The organism is Methylosinus sp. LW3, from assembly GCF_000527115.1.
GTDB lineage: Bacteria > Pseudomonadota > Alphaproteobacteria > Rhizobiales > Beijerinckiaceae > Methylosinus.
In genome coordinates, this window is sequence record NZ_AZUO01000002.1 from 217,501 (window position 1) to 243,413 (window position 25,913).

Consider the following 25,913-nt stretch of genomic DNA (forward strand, 5'->3'; position numbering starts at 1 on the left):
AGACTTTCAGCGCGCCGACGCATTCGCTCACCGTGACCGGCGGCTCTGGATCGGACAGCGTCGACATCGCCTCGCTCGACAGCACATTCCATGCGGCGCTGTCGGTGAGCACGCTGCTTTCCGGTTACGATCCTTTCGACGAGGGCGGCCTGCTGCCCGGCGATAATCATCTGACGCATAAGAGCGTCATCAGCGTCTCTGGCGATATTGCGCTCCATGGCGGCGCGCTCACTCTCGAGGCCGACTCGATCTATGTCGGCACGGTCGCCGAGCAGACCGGCTCCAGCGGCTCCTGGACCGCCGGCGAAACCTATACCCATGTGGCCGCGACCGGCGGCGCCGGAACGGGCGCCGAGGCCACCATCGTCGTCGATGCGGATGGCGTCGCGACCGCGCGGCTCAGCTCTGCGGGAACGGGATACAGCGTCGGCGACGCGCTGACCTTCGCGCCGAGCGGCGGCGGCTCGGTGACGATGACGCTGCGCAATGTCGCCAGCTCGGCGATCGTCTCGACGGAGCTCGCGGGCGGCAACGCCGGCGAAATCCTGCTCGGCCATCAGAAGACCAACTCCGACGGCACGACGAGTCTCGCGGGCGGCGCGCGCATCGCGCTCGGACCCAACGCGCAATTGCTCGCGGCGGCCGATACGGCCAACGGCCACAAGGCCGGCAAGATCTCGCTCGCGACCTCCGATGTCGCCACGCGCCTCGTCAGCTGGCCGGGCGATTTCACGGCCAAGGACGCCGCGATCGACATTCAGGGCGCGGTCCTGCGCGGCGGCTCGATCAAGGTGAACGCCACCGCCAAGGACATCAACCTCAACAGCGACGCGCCGGCCGCCGCCGCTGGCTTCACCGGCACGCTGACGAGCCTGCTGGGGCAGATACCGGGCGTGCTTCTCAGCGCCGCGACGGGCATCGATCTCTCGGTGATCCTGCGCGGCGCCGACGCCAAGATCAATGTCGACGATGCGACGATCGAGGCCGAAGGAACGGTCGACATAAAGGCGGAAACCAAGGTCGACACGCAGGTGTTCGCGATCGCCTCGGCGCTCGGCAGCGGCGGCCTCGCCAAATATACGGGTCTCGAATTCGCCGGCGGCTATGGCCTCGCGCAGAGCGACGTCGAGGCGAATATCGGCGGCTCGACCGTCATCGACGCCAGCGGCAGCGTCACCATCTCGGCCAAGGGCTCGACTTCCACCAAGACGGTAGCCCGCGCCTCCTCCAATCTCGACAGCACGGTCAATCCCAACGCTTCGTCCATCGCCATTGCGATCGCGCATACGGATCTCACCGCTCTCGCGACGGTCGGCCTCGACGCTTCGATCACGTCGCGCGCAGGCAATGTCAATGTCATCGCCAATGGCGCGACCAAGACGACGCCGGACGCCAGCACGATCAGCCCGATCGACGGCCGCGCCGGCGTCGGCGTGGCGCTCGCTTTCGAGTTCGGCACGGTGAAGGCGTCGCTCGACGGAACGATCAAGGCCGCGGGCACGGTCGCCGGCGATAGCGCGGACACCAAGACATTCGATCCGATCGGCGGCGTCGATCCCACCACCGACATCATCACACTTCCCAATCACGGCTTCGCCAATGGGCAGGCCGTCGTCTACACGCCCTATCTCGTCAACACATCCGTCGCCGGCTCCACCGTGCTCGCGGTGCAGGGCCAGCAGAGCGACTCGGTCGGCGGGCTCGACAAGGGCAAGAGCTATTACGTCATCGTCCTCGATCAGGATCATATTCAGCTCGCCAAGGAGCCGTCGATCGATCTCGATCCGTCGGGCGTCGATCCGACCGCGACGCAGACGCTGAACGTCGTCAAATCCAAATTGTTCGACATAGACGCGATCGATGCGAGCGCGGACACGATCCATATCGCCGCCCATGGATTCGAGACCGGCGATCTGGTCGCTTATGACGCCGCCGGCAATACGACGATAACGGGCCTCGCCGACAAGGCCGTCTATACGGTCGACAGAATCGACGACGCGACCTTCCGCCTGAAGGACGCCTCCGGCGCTGTCATTCAGATCGCGCAGGGCTCGGCGCTCGGAACGCAGAGCTTCACGCGCGCGTCAGACAATAAGAAGGCCGAGGTCGATCTCGCCAGCGTGGACGCCAATGGCCGCATTCACGTCAAAAATCACGGCTTCGCGATCGGGACGTCGATCGATGTGACCTATGATTCGCTCTCCGAGGACGATGTGACGCTCGGCGGCGTGCAGGCGGCGCATCCGTATAAATTGGTCGCCACCGACGCCGACACATTCGAGCTGCGCGACGCGCAGACCGATGCGCGCATCACGCTGACCGACCCCGGCTCGGCGGCTACGCATGCGCTCGCCTATATCGGCTCCGTCGCGAGCTTCGATCCCGCCACGGCGGTCGACGGCGCGCTCGACACGATCGCCATCGCCGATCATGGTTTCAAGAGCGGCGACGCCGTCATCTATGCCGTCGATCCGACCAAATCGACGACGCTGTCGCGCGCCTTCGAGCTCGATGCGATCGACGCGACGGCGAAGACGTTTCACATCACGGGACACGGCTTTTCGACCGGCGATCAGGTCACTTATGACGCCGGCGGAAACACGCCGATCGCGAATCTCACCAGCGGCGCCGTCTATACGGTGCAGAAGATCAGCGACGATCTGTTCCAGCTCAAAGACTCGAATGGCGTCGTCGTCTCTGTGGCGCAGGGAAGCGCGCTCGGGACGCACAGCTTCTCCAACGCCGCGACGCAGACGACGGCGAGCGTGACGCTGGCGCGCGTCGACACGGCGACCAATCGCATCTACCTTCAGAACCACGGATTCACCGCGACCGCGGCCGCTCCGCTGCTCGTCGATTACGCCTCGCTCGAGGCGCTCGGCGCTTCCGCCATCGGCGGATTGCAGAGCGATCATCAGTATAAGCTCGTCGCCATCGACGCCAACTCCTTCGAGCTGCGCGACGCGACGACCGGCGCGCTGGTCACGCTGACCGATCCCGGCGCGGCCTCCGTGCATGTCATCGCCGAGGACCGGGTCTATCAGGCCTCGCGCGGCAATGTGCATGATCTCACCGCCGGCGACCGCGAGATTCGCGGCCTCACCGCAGGCGAGCAATATTATGTCGTCAAGGTCGACGACAATCACATCCGCCTCGTCGAGGATGCGAGCGAGGTCTCCGCGGTCAAGGCGATCAATCTCACCAGCGACGGCAAGGGCGCCAATCACACTCTGGCGGCGAGCACGAATACAGATGGCATAGGCGTTCAGGCGATCCTCGATTCGCAGACGCGCAGCAAGGCCAAGCCGGAAGTCGGCAGCAAGTTCAATCCGACGAAATATAAAGACATCTTCACCAAGCCCGACATTGCGCTCGCGACCATCTTCGGCCAGGCGTCGGCGACCAGCGGCAAGCAGACTGTCACCGATCCGACCACTGGCAAGGACGTCACCAAGGACATCACCAATGATGGGCTGAGCGCCGGCGGCGCCATCGCCGTCAATGTGGTGATCAATGATGTCGAGGCGACGATCGGCAAGAATGCGACGGCGGCCAAGCCGACGACGCTGCAGACCGATCACAATGTCGATGTGCTGGCGACGAGCACGCAGCGCACGCAGCTCATTTCGCAGTCCGACGTCTCCAAATCGAAGACCAAATCCACGACCGCCACAGCGGTCGATCTCTCCTTCGCGGTCGGCGTCTATCTCAATGACGCCAATGCGACGATCGCCGGAAACACCATCGTCGACGCCGGCGAGACGGTGAAGGTCGCATCCTCGCTCTCCTATCCTTTCCTCATCGATCCGCTCGATCTCGTTCTCGGCATTCCGCAGGACATCGTCACGCGCGGCGTCAGCGGATTGACCGATCTTCTGGACGGCACTTTCGGCGTCAGCTCGAAATTCATGAACACTTGGGTGATGGCGCGCGCCAAGGCCCAGGACACGCAGGCGACCTCGGTCTCCGGCTCCATCGCCGTCAACGCCTATATCGATCACAGCACGGCGGTCATTCAGTCGGGCGCCCGCATCAATCAGGCGCCGCCTTCCGCGACATTCAATCCATCCGCGACGCAATCGGTCACTGTCACGGCCGATGTGATGATGCAATTCGCCGAAATGGCGGGCATCGGCAAATGGTCGCTGAGCGAGAGTCCGTTCGGCAAGGCGAAATATGAGAAAAAGAAAGCCGGCGAGCTGCTGCGCGGCGGCGATGTGGTCGATGTCTTCGGCCGCTCCGGCTCCAAGGCGATCGGCGGCTCCATCCTCGTCGACGCCATAGAGAACACCGTCTATGCGCGCATCGAAGGCGACGCCAAGGTCGGCATTGGCGCGAGCGGCGCGCTGACCATTCATGCGACCGAAGATATTTTCCGCCTCGCCATCGCGCAATCGGGCGGCAAGACCGATGACGGCGGCCAATTCGCTTTCGCCGGCAGCGGGCTCGCCTTGCGCCAGCGCAGCGACGTCGAGGCCGGGCTCGTCGCCACGGCGAGCTTCGGGCCGACAGTCACGGGCGGCGGCGCTGTCGACATCTCGGCGACGACCGGCGGAACCGAGGTGGAGATCGCCGGCACGATCATCGTCGCCGGCAAGGGCTCGAACGGGCTCGGCATGTCGGCGCTCGTCAATGATGTCGAGCGCAAAGTCTATAGTTTCATCGGCGCCGATCCGAGCAATGGCGGCGATCCGAATGCGACGCCGGCCGGCGCCGTGTCGATGAATGTCGGCGACACGTCTCTGTCGGCCACGACGACCGGCGTCGTCGTCGGCGTCGTGGGCACGGCGACGGTGCTGACCGGCCCGCAGGGCGCGCCGCAGAACCTCGGCTCCTCGGCGAATGATCCGCTCGACGGCATTTCGCTTCCCGCGCTTTTCGAGGAAGCGCCTAAGCCCAAGAGCGGCTATGGCGTCGCCGGCAGCGCCGGAATCAATTTCATTCGCGACACCGATCTCGCCTACATCAATGCGCGCGGCGCCATGTCGGTCGGAACTTTGTCGCTCACCGCCGATAACACTCAGACGATCGTCGCCATCGTCGGCGGCGTCGCGGTTTCGGTCAACGCCGGCACGGGACTCGGCGGCGGAACGACGATCGGCGGCGCCTTCGCGCTCAATCAGCTCACCGCGGATACGGAAGCCTTCATCGCCGATCGGCTCGCCGTCTCCGGCTCGCCGGACGCCAATGGGCTCATCATCGCGAGCCATGCGGCGGCGCTCTCGACGCGCGATGAAATCTCGCTGAAGGCGACGCGCGGCGGCACGCTGGCCAGCTTCTCGGCCGCCGTCTCCGCCAATACGAATGAGCAGGGCGACGCTTTCGCCGGCTCGGTCTCGGTCAATCGCATCGTCGACACCACAAAGGCGACGATCGACGGCGCAAAGCTCAGCGCCAATGGCGATGCGGCGCTCACGGCGCGCGACGAGGCGCAGCTCGTCGCCATCGGCGGCGGCGCCAGCTATACGGCGGGCGCAAAGGGCGTCGGCGCTTCGCTCGGTTTCAATCAGCTCAGCGCCAGCACTGTCGCCGGCCTGCTCGGCGAAAAGCGTCGCAGCTCGATGACCCTCGGCGACGATCTGTCGATTCTTTCTGTCGACGATCAGAAATTATGGGCTTTCGCCGTGTCGCTCGGCATTGCGACCGGCGGCGGCGTCGACAGCAAGGCCGTGGCGTTCACGCTCGGCATAAATGTCATCTCGACCGATCAGAAAATCTTCACCCGCGACAATTCCTCGCAGATTCTCGCGACGATCCAGAACGCCGATGTGATCGCCTCGGGCGTCTCTCTCGAAGCCAAGGACAATTCGGTCATTTACGCGGTCGCCGGCGCGCTCGGCGTCGGATCGCAGGGCCAGGCCTATGGCGTCGGCCTCGGCTGGAATCAGATCGCACTGCAAGTGCGCGCCACGGTCGACAATTCCTCCATCACCGCAGGCGCGGGCGGTGTCGGCATTACCGCGCATTCGACGCAGGACGGGCCGATCTCTGTCGCCGGCAAGATCGCCGCCGTCGCCGTGGGCGGCTCGAAGGGCAATGGCGCGACGGTCGGCGCGAGCCTTTCGGTCAATGGCGTTTATAATACGATCGAGGCGATCGTCTCCAATGGCTCGACGCTGCGCACGACGACTGGCTCGGGCGGCTCGGTGAATCTGCGCGCGAGCGATGAATCGACGATCAACGCTCTGACTGGCGGCGTCGCCATTTCCAGCTCGGGAAGCGCCGTCGGCGCGGCGATCGGCGCCAATTACATCGCCAATCAGGTGACGGCGAAGGTCGATGGCTCCACTATCGATTCGAATGGCGACGCCATCATCGAGGCCGAAGAGACGGCGGCCATCCATTCGCTGACCCTCGGCGGCGCCGGCGGCGACAATGTCTCCTTCGCCGGCTCGCTGTCGATCAATGTCATCGACGACACTGTGACCGCGGCCGTGGTTGGCGCTGCGTCCAATCTTTCAGCGCGCAATAATCTGCGCGTGATCGCCGATGACACGGCCAATATCGTCGCCATCGCCGGCGGGCTCGCCGTTGGCGGCGACGCGGGCGTCGGCCTCGCGGCGACCAATGTCACCATTCTCGACACGACCAAGGCCTATGTCGACGGCGCCGCGACGTTGCAGGCCGGCGGCGTGGGAACAGCCTTCACGGATAAGCTCGGCCAGTCGCGACACGGCCTCTCGATAGAAGCGACCGCCGGAGAATCCGTCGTCATCATCGGCGTCGGCGGCGCCTTCGCCGGAGACGGCGCCGGCGCGGGAGCGCTCACCCTCACCTATATCGATGTGAGCGCGCTCGCCTATGAGGATGCGCCGAGCGTGACGCCGGCGGCGGGCGCGGGGCTGCATTCGGATCACGATGTCGACATCGTCTCGCACGGACATTTGTCGCTGGTCGGTGTCGCCGGCGCCATCGCCGGCAGCGAGGTCGGCATCGGCGCGGGCGCGGACGCCGACTATGTGAAGCGGCGCCTCGAGGCCTATGTCGGCGCCGGCGCAAACGCCAAGGGCGGCGACAATGTGATCGTCGATGCGCAAGGCGATGTGACGATCACCTCGGTTTCGGCGGCTGTCGTGGGCGCCAGCGAGGGAGCGGGCGGCCTGACCATCGGCGTCTCCGTGCTCGATCTCACCGCCAAGGCCCATATTGACGCCGGCGCCGTCGTGCGCTCCGACGGCAATGTTCTGGTTTCGGCCGAGGACGACACCACGCTCGATCAAGTCTCCGGCAATGTCGCCGCCGCGGGGACGGGCGCCGGCGGCATCGCCGCGGGCGTCGGCTATGTGAAGAAGACGACCGAGGCCTATATCGCCGCGGGCGCCTCGGTGACGGCGCTGGCCAAATCCGGCAAGAGCGGCATAGTCGCCAATACCGGCGAATTCGGCGCGCCGCCCGCGACGGCCAATGCGCACCAGCAGGGCGTCTCCAAGGATTTCGCCACTTCGGACGTCGATTACGCCGCGGATACGATGAATGTCGCGGGGCACGGCTTCAGCACCGGCCAGGAGGTGATCTACACCGGCCAGTCGCTGCCGCTCGGCGGGTTGCAGACCGGCGGGCATTATTTCGTCATTCGCATCGACGACAATCATTTTGCGCTGGCGGCCGATAAGAGCGCCGCGCTGAGCGGCCAGAAGATCGATCTGCTCGACACGGGCGTCTCCTCGACCGCCCGCCATGTGGCGCAGACGCTGAACAGCACTGGCGTCCCGTCGATCAGCAATAAGGATTTCAACGATCCCACGCTCGCGAATAATCGCGATCGCAAGCCGCTCGTCGCGACGCAATCTGGCGTGATCATCGTCGCGGTCAGCGTCAATGATCTGACCAGCGCCGGCGTCGGCGTCGCCATCGCCGGCGAGGGATCTGGCGCGCTCGCCGGCTCGGTGACCGTGCATCAGATCGACACGCTCGCCCATATCGACCAGGGCGCGCGCATCAATGCGGATGAGGATACGGGCGCGGGCGCCGGGCAGAATGTGCTCGTCGCCGCGGGCCGCACCTATAATGGTCTCGCGATCGGCGGCGGCCTCGCCGGCTCGGGCAGCTTCTCGGTGACGCCGGCCTTCGCGGCGCCGGTGCTGAAAGGCGCGACGGAAGCCTTCATCCAGGGCGCGACGAGCGGCAATAGTTACGACACGATCGTCAACGCCGCGGGCGATGTCGCCGTCGTCTCACATGCAGTGACCGACGTTCTCAGCATCGCCGCGGGCATTGCCGCTTCGGGAGAAGTCGGCCTCGCCGGCTCAGCGGCGGTGATCGTCATCGACACATCGACGATCGCCTCCATCTCCGGCCGTGTGCGCGTGTCGGCGACGGGCGATGTCCTGGTCTCCGCCAAGGATGACACGACGACTTATGCGATCGGCGGCGCCGTCGGCGTCGGCATAGGCTCAGGCGGCGGCGCCGGCGCCGTCGATGTCACCTCGATCAAGAAGACGACGCTGGCGACCATCGGCGATTATGCGATCGTCGACGCCTACGCCAATAGCGCCGCATTCATCTCCGATGCGCCGGACGGGACCTATTCGAACAATGGCGGCTTCGCGCAAAAGACCGCGCGCGGCGTCGCTGTCCTCGCGGCGACGTCCGAAAAAATCGTTTCGGTCGGCGCGAGCCTCGGCGCCGGCGCCTATGCCGGCATAGCGGGCGCGGTGACGGTCGAGCTCGTCGACTCCGACACTCTGGCGACGATCGGCGACGGCGCGCAGATCTATCAGAACACGGCGGCTACGGCCGCTAATTCGCAGAGCGTCATCGTCGCCGCGACAAACAAGCTCGATCTGCTCACTTTCGCCGGCGGCCTCGGCGCCAGCCTCGGCGCCGGCGTCGGCGCCTCTGTGGATGTCGGCGTGCTGCGCAATGACACGCAAGCGCTGATCGGCGCGGCGAGCGTGCGCGCAAAGGGCGACACGGATGTGTTCGCGCTCTCGCGCTGGACCGTGAACGCCAACGCCATCAGCGCCGGCGCCGGCCTCGTCGGCCTCGGCGGCGGCATCATTGTCTATTCGATCGGCGGCAATTTCACCGACAGCTATTCGACCTCGGATGGCTCCTCCTCGGCCCTCAGCAGCGACAAATCCACCGTGCTCACTTTCGTCGAGAGCACGGTCGGCACATTGTCCGGCCAGATGCAGACGAGCGACGCCTCGTCGCCCGCCTTCGATCCGGCGCAGAAGGTGAACGGCGCCGCCGAGACGATCGATCTTACCGCCGATCGCGGGCTGAAGACCGGCGACGCCGTCGTCTATGACGCGGGCGGCGGCAATGCGATCAAAGGGCTGAAGGACGGCGAGGTCTATTTCGTCATCGTCGACAGCGCGCATCCGCAGCTGGTGAAGCTCGCCGCCTCTTATGAGGACGCGCAGGCGGGCCATGCGATCGACATAGACGCGGCCGGCGCCACGGGCTCGCAGCATCGTCTCGCCGCCGGCAATGCGCAGATCGCCAATATGGCGCGGAGCGCTTCGTCGGCGAACACGCCGGCGGGCAGGGTGAATTCGGCGACCAAGGCGACGAGCGGCGTCACCAGCGGCACGACCGCCGGCATACTGCAAAATGCGAACATCACCACCGGCAATCTCGATGTGATCTCGCGTGAGGCGCTCGATCTCACGGCGCGCGCCGGCGGCGTGGCGGGCGGCGCGGCGGCGCTCGGCGTCGGTCTCGCCATTGTGAGCATAGATGCGGATTCGACGGCCTTCGTCGCGCCGCAGACGACGATCACAGGGCTGAACCCCAGCGCCGGCGTGCTCACCGTCTCCGCCAATCTCGACTCCAACGCGCATGTGCTCGGCTTCGCCGGCGCGGTCAGCGGCTTCGTGTCGCTCGGCGGCGCAGTGTCGCTCATCGACGACACGAGCTCCGCGCGCGCCATGCTCGGCGCGACGCCCGGCGCCTCGCATGACGATTCCTCGACCATCGAGGCCTCCGCGCTCGCGGATGCGACGATCGTCACGGGCTTCCACGACGTCAGCGTCAAATCCGTCGCCAATGTGAATCATTTTCTCGCCGACGGCGCCTGGTCGGTGTCCGGCGTCGCCGGACTCGGCGCGGCGGTGAGCAAGCTCACCATCGCGGGAACATCGCAGGCGATCGTCGGCAAGTTCACGCAGATCGGCTCCACTGCGGCGCAGGTCGCCGGCGATGTGAAGATCGACGCGCAGCGCACGGTCACGGTCAATCCCTTCGACGCCAATCAGCCCATGGGCATCGCCATAGGCGGCGGCGCCATTGTCGGCGCGGCCGCGGGCGTGACGCTCATCACCGTCAATGGCGCGGTCGCCGCGCGCATCGGCGATGATGCGGCCGTCTACGCCGGCGGCGAGGTGGATGTTCACGGAACCAGCACGACGACCGCGAACAGTCTCGAGATCGACGGCGGCGCCATAGGCGGCATTGCGGTCGGCGCGGTGATCGCGCATGCGAAATTCGCGCCCGTCATGGCGGTCGGCGTCGGCAAGCGCGCCGTCATCCGCAGCCGCACGACGGATGTCAAAGCAACGCAGACGACTTCCGTCAAGCTGCTCGGCTTTGCCGCCGGCGGCGGACTGGCGAGCGGACAGGGGCTCGACATAGAGCTCGAGATCGATCCGACGACGACCACGACCATCGACGACGGCGCCGATATCGCCGCCACGCAATCGGCCTCGGTGCAGTCGGTGACGACGACGACCTCCTTCGCGACCGGCGACGCCGGCAATTATGGCGGCGTCACCGTCATCGAGGGCGGAAGCACGAGCACGCTGAAGAACGCCAACAGCCTGAGCGTCGGAACCGGCGCGCATATAGCGGCGGGAACGGGCCTTACAGTGCTCGCCGACACCACCAATAATGCGAAGGCCGATGGCGACGGCGGCGCGGGCGCGGTGGTCTCCATCATCGGCGCGACCTCGACGGTGAACGCTTCCGATGCGACGACGACGACGATCGGCGGCGGCGCGCAGCTCTCCGCGGGCGGCGATCTCTCGGTCGAGTCGCGCACGTCCAGCACGGCCAAATCCGCGCCGCATGCGTCCGCCGGCGGTCTCGGCGCCGATACGCGCGTCACTGGAAATCTCACCTATGGCGGCGCGACCAAGACAGATGTCGGCGCCTCGACGCTGACGGCGGGCGGAAAGCTCGACGTTCTCGCGCGCGTCACGACGCTCGATCTGAAGATCGACGCCGTCGCCGAATCGAGCGCGCTCGGCGCCAATTCCGAAGCGCATGCGACATTGAGCCGTCCGGAGTCCGCTCCGGGCTCCTCCAGCCCCACATCCGATGCGCTGGTCGATCTGCATAACGGCGCCACGCTGAATGGCGGCGGCTCCGTCAATGTGAAGGCGCGCCAGGAATCCGTCACCAGCCTCGCGAGCGCCGACGCCACGACCAATGGTCTCGGCGCCTCGACCAACAGCTATGCGAAGAATGATTTCGATGTGACGACGCGCGTCGTGGCCGAGAGCGGCAGCGCCGTCCATACGCGCGCGCTGACGGTCGAAGCCTATGGCTCGCCCAATGTGTCCGGCTTCGTCGACGCGAGCTCGCATGGCGCGGCCATCGACACCGGCGCCGAGCATCCGTCGCAGACAATCGCCTATCAGCGGACCATCGATTTCAACGCCGATGTGTTCTTGTCCGGGCCGCCGGCGCCCGAGCTCGTCATCGACGCCGCCGGAAATATCGTCAAGCAGCAGGGCATAGGAACGGTCACATTCCAGAACGGCGTCTTCATCGTGCCGGATATCGTCAACACTTCGACCGCCGCCGGCACGGCGACCTTCTCCATTCCGAGCTGGGGGCAAGATCCGACGCCTGCGGGCTATGGCACGACGCCCGGCGAGGATTCGATCAAGGGCTCGCCCAAGATCACCTTCCTCACCGCCTTCGATCATGTCCTCATTCAGAATGCGTCGAATTTCGACGTGCAGGTCGGGCTCATCAATCCGCTGGCGGCGACGCCCAATTTTGCGCAGAACGTCGTCGTCGACGTGACCTATAAGAAGGACTTCCTGCCGGTCACGAGCGCCGATCCGGGCCATACCGCCGTCACCATCGCCAACACTTCGACCGCCGCGCGCACCAAGGTGACGCTGAACGACGCCATTCTCGACGCGCTCGGTCCGGTGTCGATCACGACCGCGAATGGCGATATCGTCGCGAATGCGAATGGCCGCATAGAGGCGACCACTCTGTCGCTCTCGGCGCCGAAGGGCGCGGTCGGCGCTTCGGCTTCGCCGATCCGCACCGTTTCGACACGCCTCGACGCGCTGGCGCGCGATGGAATCTTCATCAGCGAGACGGGCGATCTCGAGGTCGGCTCGGCGAGCTCGACGGGCGGGACCGTGAGCCTTTCGGCGACCGGCTCCATTCTCGACGCCGACGCCAGTGTCGCGGTCAATGTGAGCGCGCCCAATCTCATCCTCAACGCCGGCGGCGGATCGATCGGCGCGAAGGCGGATGCTTTGCGCATCGACGCGGCGCGCGCGGCCGGCTCCTTCATCGCCTCGGCCAAGGGCGATGTGGTCGCGACGGATGTCGCGGGCGGCCTCGGAATCGGGACCGTCGCCTCGACGACGGGCGATATCATCCTCTCGACGCGCGACAGCAATGCGGTCGGCGAGGACATCATCTTCGGCGCGACCTCCTTCATGAGCGCGACCTTGGGCGCCGCGTCGCTCGCCGCCGGCGACAATATCGTCATGGCCGTCGGCGCGACGCTGAACGCCGCCAAGACCGCGACATTGACCGGCGACCTCGGCGACGCCGATTCCGGCGTCGGCGCGCTGATCGATCTAGAGGGCGCGATCACGGCCGCGGCCGTGTCGGTCGTCGGCGGCGCGGATCGCGACACCATCGTCATCCGTGGCGTGTCGGCCAATGCGCCCACGACGGTGACGACCGGCGGCGCGGAGGATGTCATCCTCATCGGCAGCCGCGCGAGCGCAACGACCAATGCGAGCGGCGAGCTGATTGCAACGAGCAATACCGGCGGCAATCTCACGACGATCGTCGGAACGCTGACCGTGACGGGCGCGAATGACAAGCTGGCGTCGCTGGATCTCGACAATTCCGGTTTCGCGCAGGGCGTGACCGGAACCGTCTCCGACAGCGAGGTCGCCGGCTTCGGAATGACCGGCAAGGTCGTCTATAGCGATCTTCGCTCGCTCGCGCTGCATCTCGGCGCGGGCGCCGACACGGCGACGGTGCGCTCCACGGCGGCGGCGACCATCACCTCGCTGTTCCTCGGCGATGGCGCCGATTCCGTCATCGTGTCGGGCGCCGACGCGACGGTGAACAAACTCGCGGGAACGCTCATTCTCGACGGCGGCGCCGGCGCCGACACGCTGCTCGTCGATGATAGCGGCGATACGGGGGCCAACGCGGGCGTCATCGGCGGCGCCAATGGCAATCAGATTTTCGGCTTCGGCATGGGCGGAACCGATCAGTCGGTGGTCGATCCGAACATTGGCGTCACCTATGGCGATTTCGCCACTGTGACGGTGAAGGCCGGCTCCGGCGCCGACGCCATCTCGATCGCGGCCAGCTCGACGGATACGATCCTCGATGCGGGCGCCGGCGCCGACGCCATCACGCTGGGGCCGAACCTCGCCAATATTCGCGGCCATGTGCTCGTGCGCGGCGGCGGCGATGCGGGCGACGCTTTCTCGGTGAGCCCGACGGTCGACTCCAATCTGACGCTCGACGCCGCCTCGGCCACGCGCAGCCGCATCACCGCGGTCGGAATGGCGCAATCGGTCGAATTCGAAGGCGTCGCGGCGACCACGATCGCGCTCAGCGGCGCGACGACGAACAATGTCACGATCAATGGTTCGGCGACGCCGATCATCGTCGACTCCAATGGCGCGGTGGATCGAATTTTCATTCACGGCGCGGGCAAGGCGACGACGATCAATCTCGGCGCGGGCGACGATGAGGCGATCGTCTATGGAACGAGCGCGCCGCTGCTGGTCACGGGCGCCGGCGCCGCCGACAAGCTCACTGTCGATCTCTCCGGCACGCCGGCCGCCACGACGACAGGCGTGATCCATGACGGCGCCTCCGTCGGCGAGGGAATTGTCTCCGGCCTCACCGCCGGCGATGTCACCTTCCGCTCTCTGGCCGAGGTCGATGTGAAGCTCGGCGACGGCAATGACACATTCACGCTCAATGTCCATGCGGCGACTCTTCCGGCGACCATCGTCGGCGTGTTCGGCGGCGGCGGCGATGATCTGATCGAGGCGCGCAGCGTCAGCACGGCGCGCACCATCGTCGATGGCCAGTCGGGCAAGGATACGTTGCAGGTCGAGATTCCGACGCAGCCGATCGCCAATCAATTCACCTCCATCGACAAGACGGTGGAGCAGCTCATCGTCGATAATTCGGCCAATTCGACAGTCGCGATCGCCTGGACTCTGCTCGACACCGACCTTCAGGCCATGGCGCTTCCTTCCGGGTCGCCGGTCTCGGTGATCTCGACGGCCGGCGCGGATCTGACGCGCATTCTCGGCGGCAAGATGGGAACGGACACGCTCGATGTCGTGTCCACCAGCACGGCCAATGTGAATGTGACGATCGACAATAATCGCATCACGCTGCAATCGGGCCTCGTCGTCGTGACCCAGCCCGATCCCGCCAATGATTTCGACACTTATCGTAATTACGACAAGGCGCTGAATTTCGACGGGCTGAAACAGGGCGACATCGTCTATGCGTCGAACGGCTTCCGACTGTCGACCTCCAACGCGCTCGGCTTCATTCGGTCGGACGCCATCAGCCCGGCGGCGCAGGCGCGCGCAAATAGCGATGTGCTGACGCTGCAGGCGGCGCGCGCCGATGGAACGCCGAATGGCGACGGCTTCACGCTCTATTCGCTGGAGCTCGCCAATACGGCGGCGAGCGGAACGGCGATCGTCGTCCTGACGGGCCATACGCTCGGCGGACAGTCGGTGAGCGTCGAGCTCAGCCTCGTCGCCGGCGCCGGCTTCCAGCGCTTCGACACTTCGCTCGCGAGCTTCTATGGGCTCGACAGAGTGACGCTGACCGCGAAGGATGGGTCGACGCCATTCGGCTCGATCCTCGTCGACAATATCGTCGCGGTGGACGATCTGCCCAATGCGGCCGCGACCGTCGCGCCGGCGACCGTGCCGACCTATACGATCTCGAATGATTTCTCGATCGACACGACGGTTTATTACGGGGGCCAGTGGGTCTGGATCAACTCGGGTAAGATTCAGGTCAATTACAATAATGGCGGAGCGGCGGTCGACGACACGCTCGATTTCACCAATGGCGGCTGGTGGTATCTGGGCTATAGCCAGTCCGGCTTCTCGATCACCGCCGATGCGAGCGCCACGGGCGCGAACAATGGCATGGTCTCGGTGAATTTCGCCGGCGATCTCAACCTGCCCGCCGGACTAAAAGTATCGGCGGCGGGCGCCAATGCTCTGTCGTTCGATGTCGCGAACAATGTGCAGCTCGCCGACAATGTGACCTTCGATCTCTCGGCGCATAATCAGACCGCGGGCGCCGGCGGCGGCGCGGCGGGCGGCGCGGGCTCTGCGGGAGCGCGCGCGGTCGGCGGCTATGGCGGCGGCGGCGGCTCCAACGGCAGCCTTCCGTCCGATTTCACCTTCCAGGGAACGAATTCCGCGGGACAGGGCGTCGGCGGTCCCTATGGCACGGGGGACAACCATGGCGGCAGCGGCGGCTATGGCTCTCCGAGCTATTACGGCGGCGGCGGTGGTGGTGGCGGCGGCGGCGGCGCCTATCAGGATTTCGGCCGCGGCGGTGGCATAGGCGGCGACGGCGGCTGGGGCTATTACGGCAGTTGGGGCGGCTCCGGCGACGCGGGCGGGCTCGGCGTCGGCAACCAATATAATGGTTCGGCCGGAGGTGGCGGCGCCCAGGGCTACGCCGGCTACGGCGGCTCGGGCGGCGGCGGCGCCTATGGCGCCTATGACATCGTCAACGGCCAGCGCCTGCGCGACGGCGACGGTTATAATGGCGATAATGGCGGAACCGGCGGAACCGGCGGAACCGGCGGCGACGGCTTCGGCGGCGCCAATTCCGCGACGGGTCTTGCCATTTCCGGCGGCATGGGCGGCGGCGGCGGCGGCGGTGGCGGCGGCGGCGGTTCGGGCGGCGGCGGCGGTGGCGGCGGCGGCGGCAATGGCCGCCATTGGACCAGCGGCTTCCTCGGCCTCACCGATAATTACATCGGCGGCGGCGGCGGCGATGGCGGCGGCGGCGGCGGAGTCGGCGGCTACGGCGCCGCGGGCGGCATGGGCGGCGCGGGCGGCGGCGCCTTCCAGCTGGTCGCGCAAGGTCAGATCCGCGTCGGCAATAGCGACGCCTTCGCGGCGGTCGGCGGCGCGGGCGCGACCGGCGGCGTCGGCCAGAACCCCGATCCGAATTACGGACCGACGTCGAGCGGAAACGGCGGCGGCGACGATTCCGACGCCCATCACGGCGGCAATGGCGGCTCCGGCGGCGCGGGCGGCCCGGGCGGCGACGGCGGCGATGGCGCCGGCGGCTCCGGCGGCGCGATCAAGCTCTACGCCAGCGATCTCACCTCGGGCGGCGCGACGCTGAAGACCTCCGTCACGACCTCGGGCGGCGTCGGCGGCGGAAGCGCGCCAAAGGGCGGCGAGGGACGCTTCATTCTGGGCAGCAACACCTCGCTCACCTTCTCGAGCGGCGGCGCGGTGTCCGGCAATGGCGGCCAGACGGCTTTCGCCGCGACCGATCCGAATGTCGAGCATTTCACCGGCCCGCGTCAGTCGAACTCTTATATCGCGGGCGCGCCGCAGACGCCGACCATCGTCGGCCTTTCGGGCGGCGCGGACATATACGGCGTCGTCTCCGGGCTCGACGCCGCCTCGATCGACTTCAACACGACGACGCCGCAGCTCGATCACGCGCCTTCTGACGCGCTGCTCGCGGTCATGCTGCTGGACAAGGGCGTCGGCGCGCTGAACCAGGATTACACGGGCTATGATCTGCTGATCGTCGCCAATGTGTCGACGATCAATGTCGCCAATCCGACGCTCAGCGTCGACGGCGCCACGGCGCAAGCGCTGAAGACCAATGGCGTCGGCGCCGATCAGGCGCTGACGAGCCTCGCTCCGGGCCAGGTGTGGGCGACGCTGGTTCCAGAGGGCAGCGCGCATAATCACACATTCACGGCGTCGATCGGCGTGAACGTCTCAGGCGCGACGACGATCACCGGCAATACGCTGTCGCTCGGCGGCAATGTCCAATATCTCTCCATCGCGCGCCCCTCCGCGCCGACCGTCGCGCAGCTCACCGGCTTCGACGCCATAGCGGCCGATCCGGGCGCCAATCACATTTTCGGCGTCTCCACCGCGACCAGCTCGCTCGTCGTCGTGAACGCCGACGATGGATCGCAGCGCCAATTGTTCAAGGAGGCGCAGAACAACGTCTCCGGCCTTTCGAGCGTCTCCAATGTGCTCGTGACCGGAACCGACGGTTTCGTTATCACCGAGAGCGCGACGACCGGCAGGCTCGCGACCTTCAAGCTCGCCTCGGCGACGGGCGATCTTTCCTTCGCGAAATCGCAATCGGATGGCGGCTCCTATTACGACTCGATGCGCTATGACGCCGCCACTCGAGTGCTGACGACGACGGGTTCGGCCGGCCTGCGCAGCTATTCGCTGAACACGACGACCGGCGCGCTCACCTTGATCTCGACCGAGGCCGGCGCGAGCAGCGCCGCGACGGAAACGATCGCGCAGAATGGCTTCACCTATTCGGTGAACGCTTCGACCGGCAGCCTCACTGCGGCGAATGCGACGACCGGCGCCTCTCAGACTCTCGCAGGCGCGACCAATGGACTCGTCGGCGCTTCCGATGTGGCGGTGAGCCCGGACGGCGGCTTCGTCTATGTGACGAGCCAGAGCGGCAATACGCTCTCCGTCTTTGAGGTCACGAGCTCCACGACGCAGCCGCTCGTCTTCGTCGAGACTTTGCGCAATGGCGCCAATGGCGTGCGCGGACTCGACGCGCCGACCGACGTCGCCGTCACCGCCGATGGCCAATATGTGCTGGTGACGGCGCGCGGAGCCAATGACATCTCCGTGTTCCAGCGCGATCAGCAGACGGGCGCGCTCGGCTTCGTCCAAGTCGTGCGCGATGCGGTCGGCGGCGTGCGTGGCCTGCTGACCCCCACCTCTCTGATCCTCGGACCGCAGAACGGCTCCACGCTCACCGCCTATGTCGGCAGCCTCGGCTCGACGACCCAGCAGGGCGGCCTCGCGACATTCAATGTCGATCTCTCGCCCAAGGCGCCGCCGATCGCATTCACGACGGAGCACACGGATATAGAGTCGATCGGCGTCACCACGGGCGTCGGCGACGACACTGTGTCGCTCGTCTCCGCGCCGCCGGCGATCGTCGGCGCGACCAAGGTGAATACGGGCGAAGGCTCCGACCATGTCGTCGTCGCCGATTATCGCGGCGCGACCAGCGTCGATCTCGGCGCCGGCGCGGACAGTCTCGATCTGCGCGTCGTCAACGCCAAGACGGCGGCCGACACGCTCGCCATTCATGGCGGCGCGGACGCCGACACGATCGATGTGCAGAACACGGGCGCAGGCGCGACGACGACGATCAACGGCGACGCCGGCTCCGATACGATCACGATCGAGAAGGTGGGCGCCGCGGCGCATACGACAGTCTCCGGCGACGCCGACCCGGACATTGTGCGCGTCTCGCTTCCCAACCTGCCCTCCGATGCGGTGACGACGCTGCATGGCGACGCGCCCGGCGCGCTGCCCGGCGACACGCTGATCGTCGATCCGCAGGATCCGAACGCCTCCATACTCGTCGGCGGAGTCGCCGGCCTGCCGATCCCGCAGACCAATGGCTCGATCAGCCTCGCCGGCAAGGGCGCGGTCGCCTATGACACATTCGAGGGGCTGACGGTTCTGTCGTCGCCGATCGTGTCCTTCTCCGCGCCGAGCTATTCGACCTCGGAAGGTTCGGGCGTGACGCTGACCGCCAATGTGCAGGCGCTGGGCTCGACCAATTCGCTGTCCGGTCCGGTCGCTTTCGACATAGACGGCGACGGACAGTTCGGCGAAGTGATCGGAACGGCTCTCGGCGGCGGCGTCTATCGCGTGACGCTTCCCTGGGATCGCCTCGTCGATCTCGGCCTCGCCGACAATGGCCTCTATACGATCGCGGTGCGCGCGACCAATTCCGACGGTCTCTCCAGCACCGCCGTGTCGAAAATCCAGATCGCCGACACGCCGCCGGCGGTCGCCGTTTCCGGAGCGCATTCGGCGACGGTCGGAACGCCCTTCACCATCGGCTTCACGGCGACCGATGCTTCGCCGATCGATCGCGTGCTCGAATGGCGCGTCGATTGGGGCGATGGTTCGGCCGTCGAGACTTTCGGCGCCGACGCCACGCAGGCGAGCCATGTCTATGCCGCGCCGGGCAATGTCGCGATCCGCGCCACGGCGGTGGACAAGGATACGACTCCGACCGGAGCGACCTCCGCCGCCTATGCGGTGACGGTCGGTCTCACGGCGAATAATATCGATACGGGCGGCCCCTATCGCATCGCGGAGGGCCAGTCGCTCACGCTGACCGCGCAAGCGACCGGCGCGCCGCTCTCCTATGGTTGGGACATCAATAATGATGGGACGATCGACAAGAGCGGCGCGACGGCGAGCTTCTCCTGGAGCGAGCTGACGGCGCTCGGCGTCAATGACAGCGGCGTCTATTCCGCGCCGCATGTGATCGTCGGCTATGCGACGATCGGCTCGGCGACTCCGACGACGATCTCCAAGGCGGTCGGCGTGACGGTGGACAATGCGCCGCCGAGCTTCGCCACCTTCGTCAATAGCGGCGCGGTGAGCGAAGGCGCCGCCTCCGCGACGGTGACATTCTCCGGCGTGACCGATCCGTCACCGGTGGACGCGGCGTCGCTGACCTATCGCTACGACTTCGACAATAATGGAACCTTCGATCTCGTGCAGGGCGCCGGCTCCGCCACTGTTCCCGGCCAATATTTGCGGCAGAGCGGCGCGCTGCTCGTTCACGGCCAGATCGTCGACAAGGATGGCGGCGTCGCCGACGCCTATACGACGATCACGATCAATGAGGTCCCGCCGACGCTGACCGTCGTGGGCGCCGCGACGGCGGATGAGGGCGCCGTGTATAGCCTGTCGCTGGCGGCGACCGATCCGGGCGCCGATAAGATCAAATGGTGGGATGTGAATTGGGGCGATGGCGCGCAGGATCACATTCTGATCGATGCGGCCGCCGCCAATGGCAATGTCGTCGCGACGCATTCCTATGCGGACAATGGCGCCTATACGATCAAGACCGGCGCGACCGACAATGACGGCGCCTATGTCGCCGCCGACAAAAACGTCACCGTGCTCAATGTGGCGCCGACGCTGCAAAATGTCGCCGTCGCACCGGCCGCGGGGCCGGGGTCGGCCGAGATCGCCGAGAACGCGTTCGCACGGCTGAGTGGCCGCATCGTCGATCCGGGAACGCTCGACAGCTTCCGGCTGAATGTCGCCTGGGGCGATGGGCAGAGCGAGATCGTCGATCTTGCCGCCGGCGCGCTCAATTTCGACGTCGCCCATCGCTATGTTCAGGACGGCGTCTATACGATCACGACCAATATCGTCGACAAGGATCAGGGCGCCAGCGCCCCGACGGTCGTCAGCCTGAAGGTCGATAATGTCGCGCCTGTCGTGGGCGTTCTGACTGTGGTTCCGAGCGCATCGCAAGAGGGCTCCTCCGTCACCGTCTCCGGCGTCTACACAGATGCGGGGCCGCTCGATCTCCATACGGTTGCGATCGATTGGGGCGATGGCTCGAGCTCCGCGAGCGCGGGCGCCGGGGCGACGATTATCGTCGATGCGGTCAATCGCGCCTTCACCGCGACCCATGTCTATCTCGACAATCCGGCCGCGGGCGCGAACTACACGATCTCCGCGATCGTGACCGACGACGCCGGGGCGCCGAGCAATGTCTCGACCGCCGCTGTCATCGTGACGAATGCGGCGCCGATCATCGCCGATCTCACGCTGAACGGCGTCGCCGCGCAAAAGCAGACGATCGGCGGCGCGCTCGCTTCCAGCCTCACCATCGACGAGAATGGGACCGTGACCTTGCTGGGTCGCTTCGCCGACGCCGGCGTCCTCGACACGCATTCGGGCGCTGTGGTCTGGGGCGACGGCGGCGCCTCTGCGCTGACGATCGACGAGGCGAGCCATACATTCACGGCGACGCATCGCTATCTCGACGACAATCCGACGGGAACCGCGGCCGATGATTATCGCATCGATCTGACGCTCTCCGACAAGGATGGCGCCTCGGCGACGATCAGCGCGGCGGTCACTGTGGCGAATGTCGCGCCGGTCTTCACGACCTTCACCAATAATGCGGCGGAGGTCGGCAATGTGCTGCCGGGCGAGCCGGTCGTGCTCACGGGCGTCTTCGCCGATCCGGGAACGCAGGACAGCTATACGCTCATCGTCGATTGGGGCGATGGGACGGCGGCCGAGACGCTCGCCTATGCCGCCGGAACGCGCGACTTCCAGCTGACGCATAATTATCGCGATCCGGGCTTCTGGACGATCTCGGCGCATCTTTCCGATGATGATCTCGGTGTCGCCACCGCGACCACCGAGGCGCGGCTCACCGGCGTCGCTTTGCTCGACGGCGTGCTGCGCATCGCCGGCACGCCACAAGATGACACGGTGATCGTGCGCAAGCCGCTCGAGCCGGTCGCTTATTGGAACTTCAACGAGACCAGCGGTACCGCCGTCGCCGACAGCGCCGGAACGCCGCAGAATGGAACGCTCTATACGGATCGCGCGCCGGACCGCGCCGATCCGGGGCCGTCCGCCGCTTTCGCGCCTTTCGGCGCGGCCAATTCGATCGAGTTCCACGACGACAAGAAAGAATATGTCGCCGTCGCCGACGATGCGGTCTTCAATCTCGCGAGCGGCGCGGTGCAGCTCTGGTTCGACGCCAATGATCAGGATCATGGCTGGGGCGACACGCAGGTCTTGTTCTCGAAGAGCAAGAGCGGCCACGGCGCCGGCCAGCTGACGATCGGCGTCGATCATGGGACGCTGTTCGCCGAGCTCGAGGGCGTCGATGCGACCGGGCGGCTGAGTGTCTACCGCGTCGAGGGCTGCGACGACGTCACTTGCGGCGATTGGCACAATGTCGCCTTCACCTTCGGCGAAGCCGGCATGAAGCTCTATCTCGATGGCGCGCTCGTCGGCGAGAACGCCTATACGGGCGGATTGCAGGGCAATCACGAGGCGATCGTCATCGGCGCGTCCAACGCCGACAATCGCAACACCTCCGGCAATCTCTCCAAGCTGACCATCAGCGATCCTTTCTCCGGTCACATAGACGAGGTCTCCGTCTATGGCCGCCAGCTGAGCGATCAGCAGGTGATGGATGCGATGCAGAAGGGCGCGCGCGGCGCCAATGATCCCAATGGCGCGACGATCGAGGTCTATGCGAGCTTCCTGCCGATCATCGGGCAGAATGTGATCAAGACCTTCGCCGCCGCCGATGTGAAATCCATCCTCATCGCCACAGGCGGCGGAAACGACATTGTGACTGTCGATGCGAGCGTCGATGCGCCGCTGACCGTGAAGGCCGGCGACGGCAATGATACGGTTCGCGCGGGCTCGGGTCCGTCGGCGCTGCTCGGCGGCCTCGGCGACGACACGCTGATCGGCGGCGTCGCCAGCGACGTCATTCTGGGCGGCGACGGCGCCGATTACATCGTCGGCGGCGGCGGCGACGATCTCATAGACGGCGGCGAAGGAATCGACACGGTCTCCATGCCGATCGTGCAGCCGACCGCTTATTGGTCCTTCGACAAGGTTACGAATGGCGTCGTCGCCGACTCGGTCGGAACACCGCAGAACGGAACCTTCTACGGCGCGTCCCTGCACGGATCGGACGACGCCGGCGCCGGTGCGAGCTTCCATGGCGATGCGCGGCAATATGTGGCGGTCGCCGACGATGCGGCGCTGCATTCGGCGGATGGAACGATCGCCTTCCTGTTCGAAGCCGACGGCGCGCACGGCGATCAGGTGCTGTTCGCCAAGAACGGCTATGGCAATAATGAGGGCGATCTCACCATCGGCGTCGCCGACGGCCGCGTCTATGCGCGGCTCGAGACGGGGACGACGTCCTATACGGTGACGAGCTGCGACGATATCGGCTGCGGCTGGCGTCAGCTCGCCTTCAGCTTCGGCGCCGACGGCATGAAGCTCTACATCGACGGCGCGCTGGTCGACGCCAATTCCTACAGCGGCGGCCTCGCGAATAATCGCCAGGCGATCGTGATCGGCGCCTCGGACGAAACGAACAAGAACCAGACCGGCGATCTCTCCAAGCTGACGATCTCCAAGGCGTTCCGCGGCTCCATCGACGAGGTGGCGGTGTTCGGCCAGGCGCTGAACGGCGATCAGATCCGCCGTCTCGTCGTCTCCGGTCCGCGGCTGGCGAGCGCCGGCTCTGGTCTCAGCGGCGCGCTTTCGGATTATCAGCTGTCCTTCGTCGGCGGCGCGCTTCAAGTCGCCGACACGCGTCCGGCGCTGCCGCAAGGCGTCGCCTATTGGTCGCTCGATGAGGCGCGCGGCTCTACCACGCTGGCGGATAGCGCCGGCGCGCCGCAGAACGCCACCTTCGTGACGAAGCTCGCCTCCGATCTCGGCAACGCCGGGCCTTCCGCGAGCGTGGCGCCCTTCGGCGCGGGAACATCGGCGGCGTTCCACAAGGACCCGCGCGGCTATATCGCCGTCGCCAATTCCGACGATTTCGCGCTCGACAATGGCGCGATCCAGCTCTGGTTCGACGCGAGCGGCACGTCGGGAACGCAGACCTTGTTCTCGAAGAACGACGTGCGCGCCGAGGACGGCCTCACCATCAGCCTCGTCGGGCAGCGTCTCGAGGCGAGGCTCGACGGCCATGTCGTCGAGACGCTCAATATCGTCTCCGCCGGCTCGTGGAACCAGATCGCCTTCACTTTCGGCCAAAGCGGGATGAAGCTCTATCTCAATGGCGTGCTCGTCGGCGAGGATTCCTACACCGGCGGCCTCGCCGGCAATCATGAAGCCATTGTGATCGGCGGCTCCAACGCCAGCAATTCCGACGCCTCCGGCGATCTCGCCAAGCAGCGCGCGACCAACGCCTTCGGCGGGCTCATCGACGAGGTGGCGATATTTAGCGGCTCCGTCGATCAAGCCTTCGTTCGTCGGCTGATGAAGGAGGGCGCGCAAAAGCTGATCGCCGAAGGCGCGGCCGGGCCAACGATCGACGGCACGGATCAGCTGGAAGGCGTCGAGCGTCTCGTCTTCGGCGATGGAACGTCGGCCTATGTGCTCGGCGGCGCCAACCCCGCGACGCTGAGCGCCGCCGATGTGCAGTCTCTCGCCGGCAATGGCCAGCTGGTCGTGCTCGGCGACGGCGGCCAGCCGCTGCATCTTTCCGGCGCCTGGGGCGATATCGGCCAGCGCACGATCGGCAATGTCCTCTACGACGTCTACCACAACAGCAGCGCGCAGCTGCTCGTGCAGTCCGGCGTGCAGGTGACAGTCGATCAGCAATTGCTGACGCCGATCGCCTATTGGACTTTCGACGGCGCCGGCTCTACCGTCGCGGACAGCGCCGGCGCTGCGCACAACGGCGTGTTCTACGCCAACGGCCAGCCCGACCGTGACGACGCCGGCCCATCGACGACGATCGCGCCCTTCGGCGCGGGAATGTCGGCCGACTTCCACGACTCCAGCCGCGAATATGTGGCGGTCGCCAATGATCCGGCTTTCGCCGTCGCCAATGGCGCGATCACCTTCTGGTTCGATGCGCGCTCGACCTTCGGACAACAGACGCTATTCGCCAAGGACGGCGCCGGCCTCGGCGGCGGGCTGACGATCGGCCTCGATGGAAATCATCTGGTCGTGCAAATGGAAGGGCCGAGCGGCGTCTACTCGATCCGCTCGTCGACGACGGTGGCCGCCGGGGCGTGGCGCAATCTCGCTTTCACCTTCGGCGCCGGCGGGATGAAGCTCTATCTCGATGGCGCGCTCGTCGGCTCGAACGCCTATGCCGGCGGTCTGACCACGAACGAATCCGCGATTGTGATCGGCGGCTCAGACGAGGCCAATGTCGGGGCGGCGAGCGATCTCTCCAAGCTGAAGATCACCAAGTCCTTCGACGGCCATATCGACGAGGTCGCCTTCTTCGGGCAAGCGCTCACCGCCAATCAAATCCAGCAGGCCGCCGTCGCGGGGGCCTTCGGCGTGGCGAGCGTCGATGTTCCCATCACTTTCGTTCCCCCGCCGCCGCCCGCCCCTGCTCCCCATTGCTCGGACCTCGACGATTGGCTGTGGTTCGAAGCCGAGCACAAGCGCAATCACGCCGATCACGACGGACACGCGCTGGCGGGCGATGGCTGGCGGTTCGATTGGTAGCGGCGTGGGAGGGACGCGCAGCGATGTAATATGACCGTCATACAATGATGCGAATCGTGACCTGCGCTTTAGAAGCATGAAGTAGAGCGTGCTCGTTTTCAAAACGGAGTGGTGGTTATGGATCAGGTCGAGTCGAATGTGCAGCCCGCCGCCGATATTGCAGACGGCGTCCGCCAGTCGGCGGTGCTCTGGGACGACCGCAACATGGTCACGCATTTCGCCAATGTCGTGAACATTCAGAGCACGCTCGAGCAGGTGGATCTGTTCTTCGGCACCAATAAGACCTGGAACATCGGCAACGAACGTCAGGTGCATGTCGAATTGACCGATCGCGTCATCCTCAGCCCTCATGCGGCCAAGCGCCTCAGCGTCGCGCTGGCCGGCGTTCTCAAGGAATATGAGAGCCGTCACGGCGCGTTGAAAATCGACGGGCGCTGAGCG

General features: G+C 66.1%; 2 protein-coding genes (1 of these 2 running past the window's edge). Both read left to right on the top strand.

What is annotated here, in order from left to right; genetic code table 11:
* Positions 1 to 25,472 carry the 3' portion of a LamG-like jellyroll fold domain-containing protein gene (locus METLW3_RS28910; RefSeq protein ID WP_024881765.1) on the top strand. 1,042 nt of this gene lie to the left of the window's left edge, so the window shows 25,472 of its 26,514 coding nt (coding positions 1,043-26,514); the start codon falls outside the window, past its left edge; its stop codon occupies positions 25,470 to 25,472.
* Positions 25,473 to 25,589: 117 nt separating this feature from the next.
* Entirely contained in the window at positions 25,590 to 25,910 is a 321-nt protein-coding gene (locus METLW3_RS0121065; protein ID WP_024881766.1) for a DUF3467 domain-containing protein, read from the top strand.
* Positions 25,911 to 25,913 lie beyond the last annotated feature (3 nt).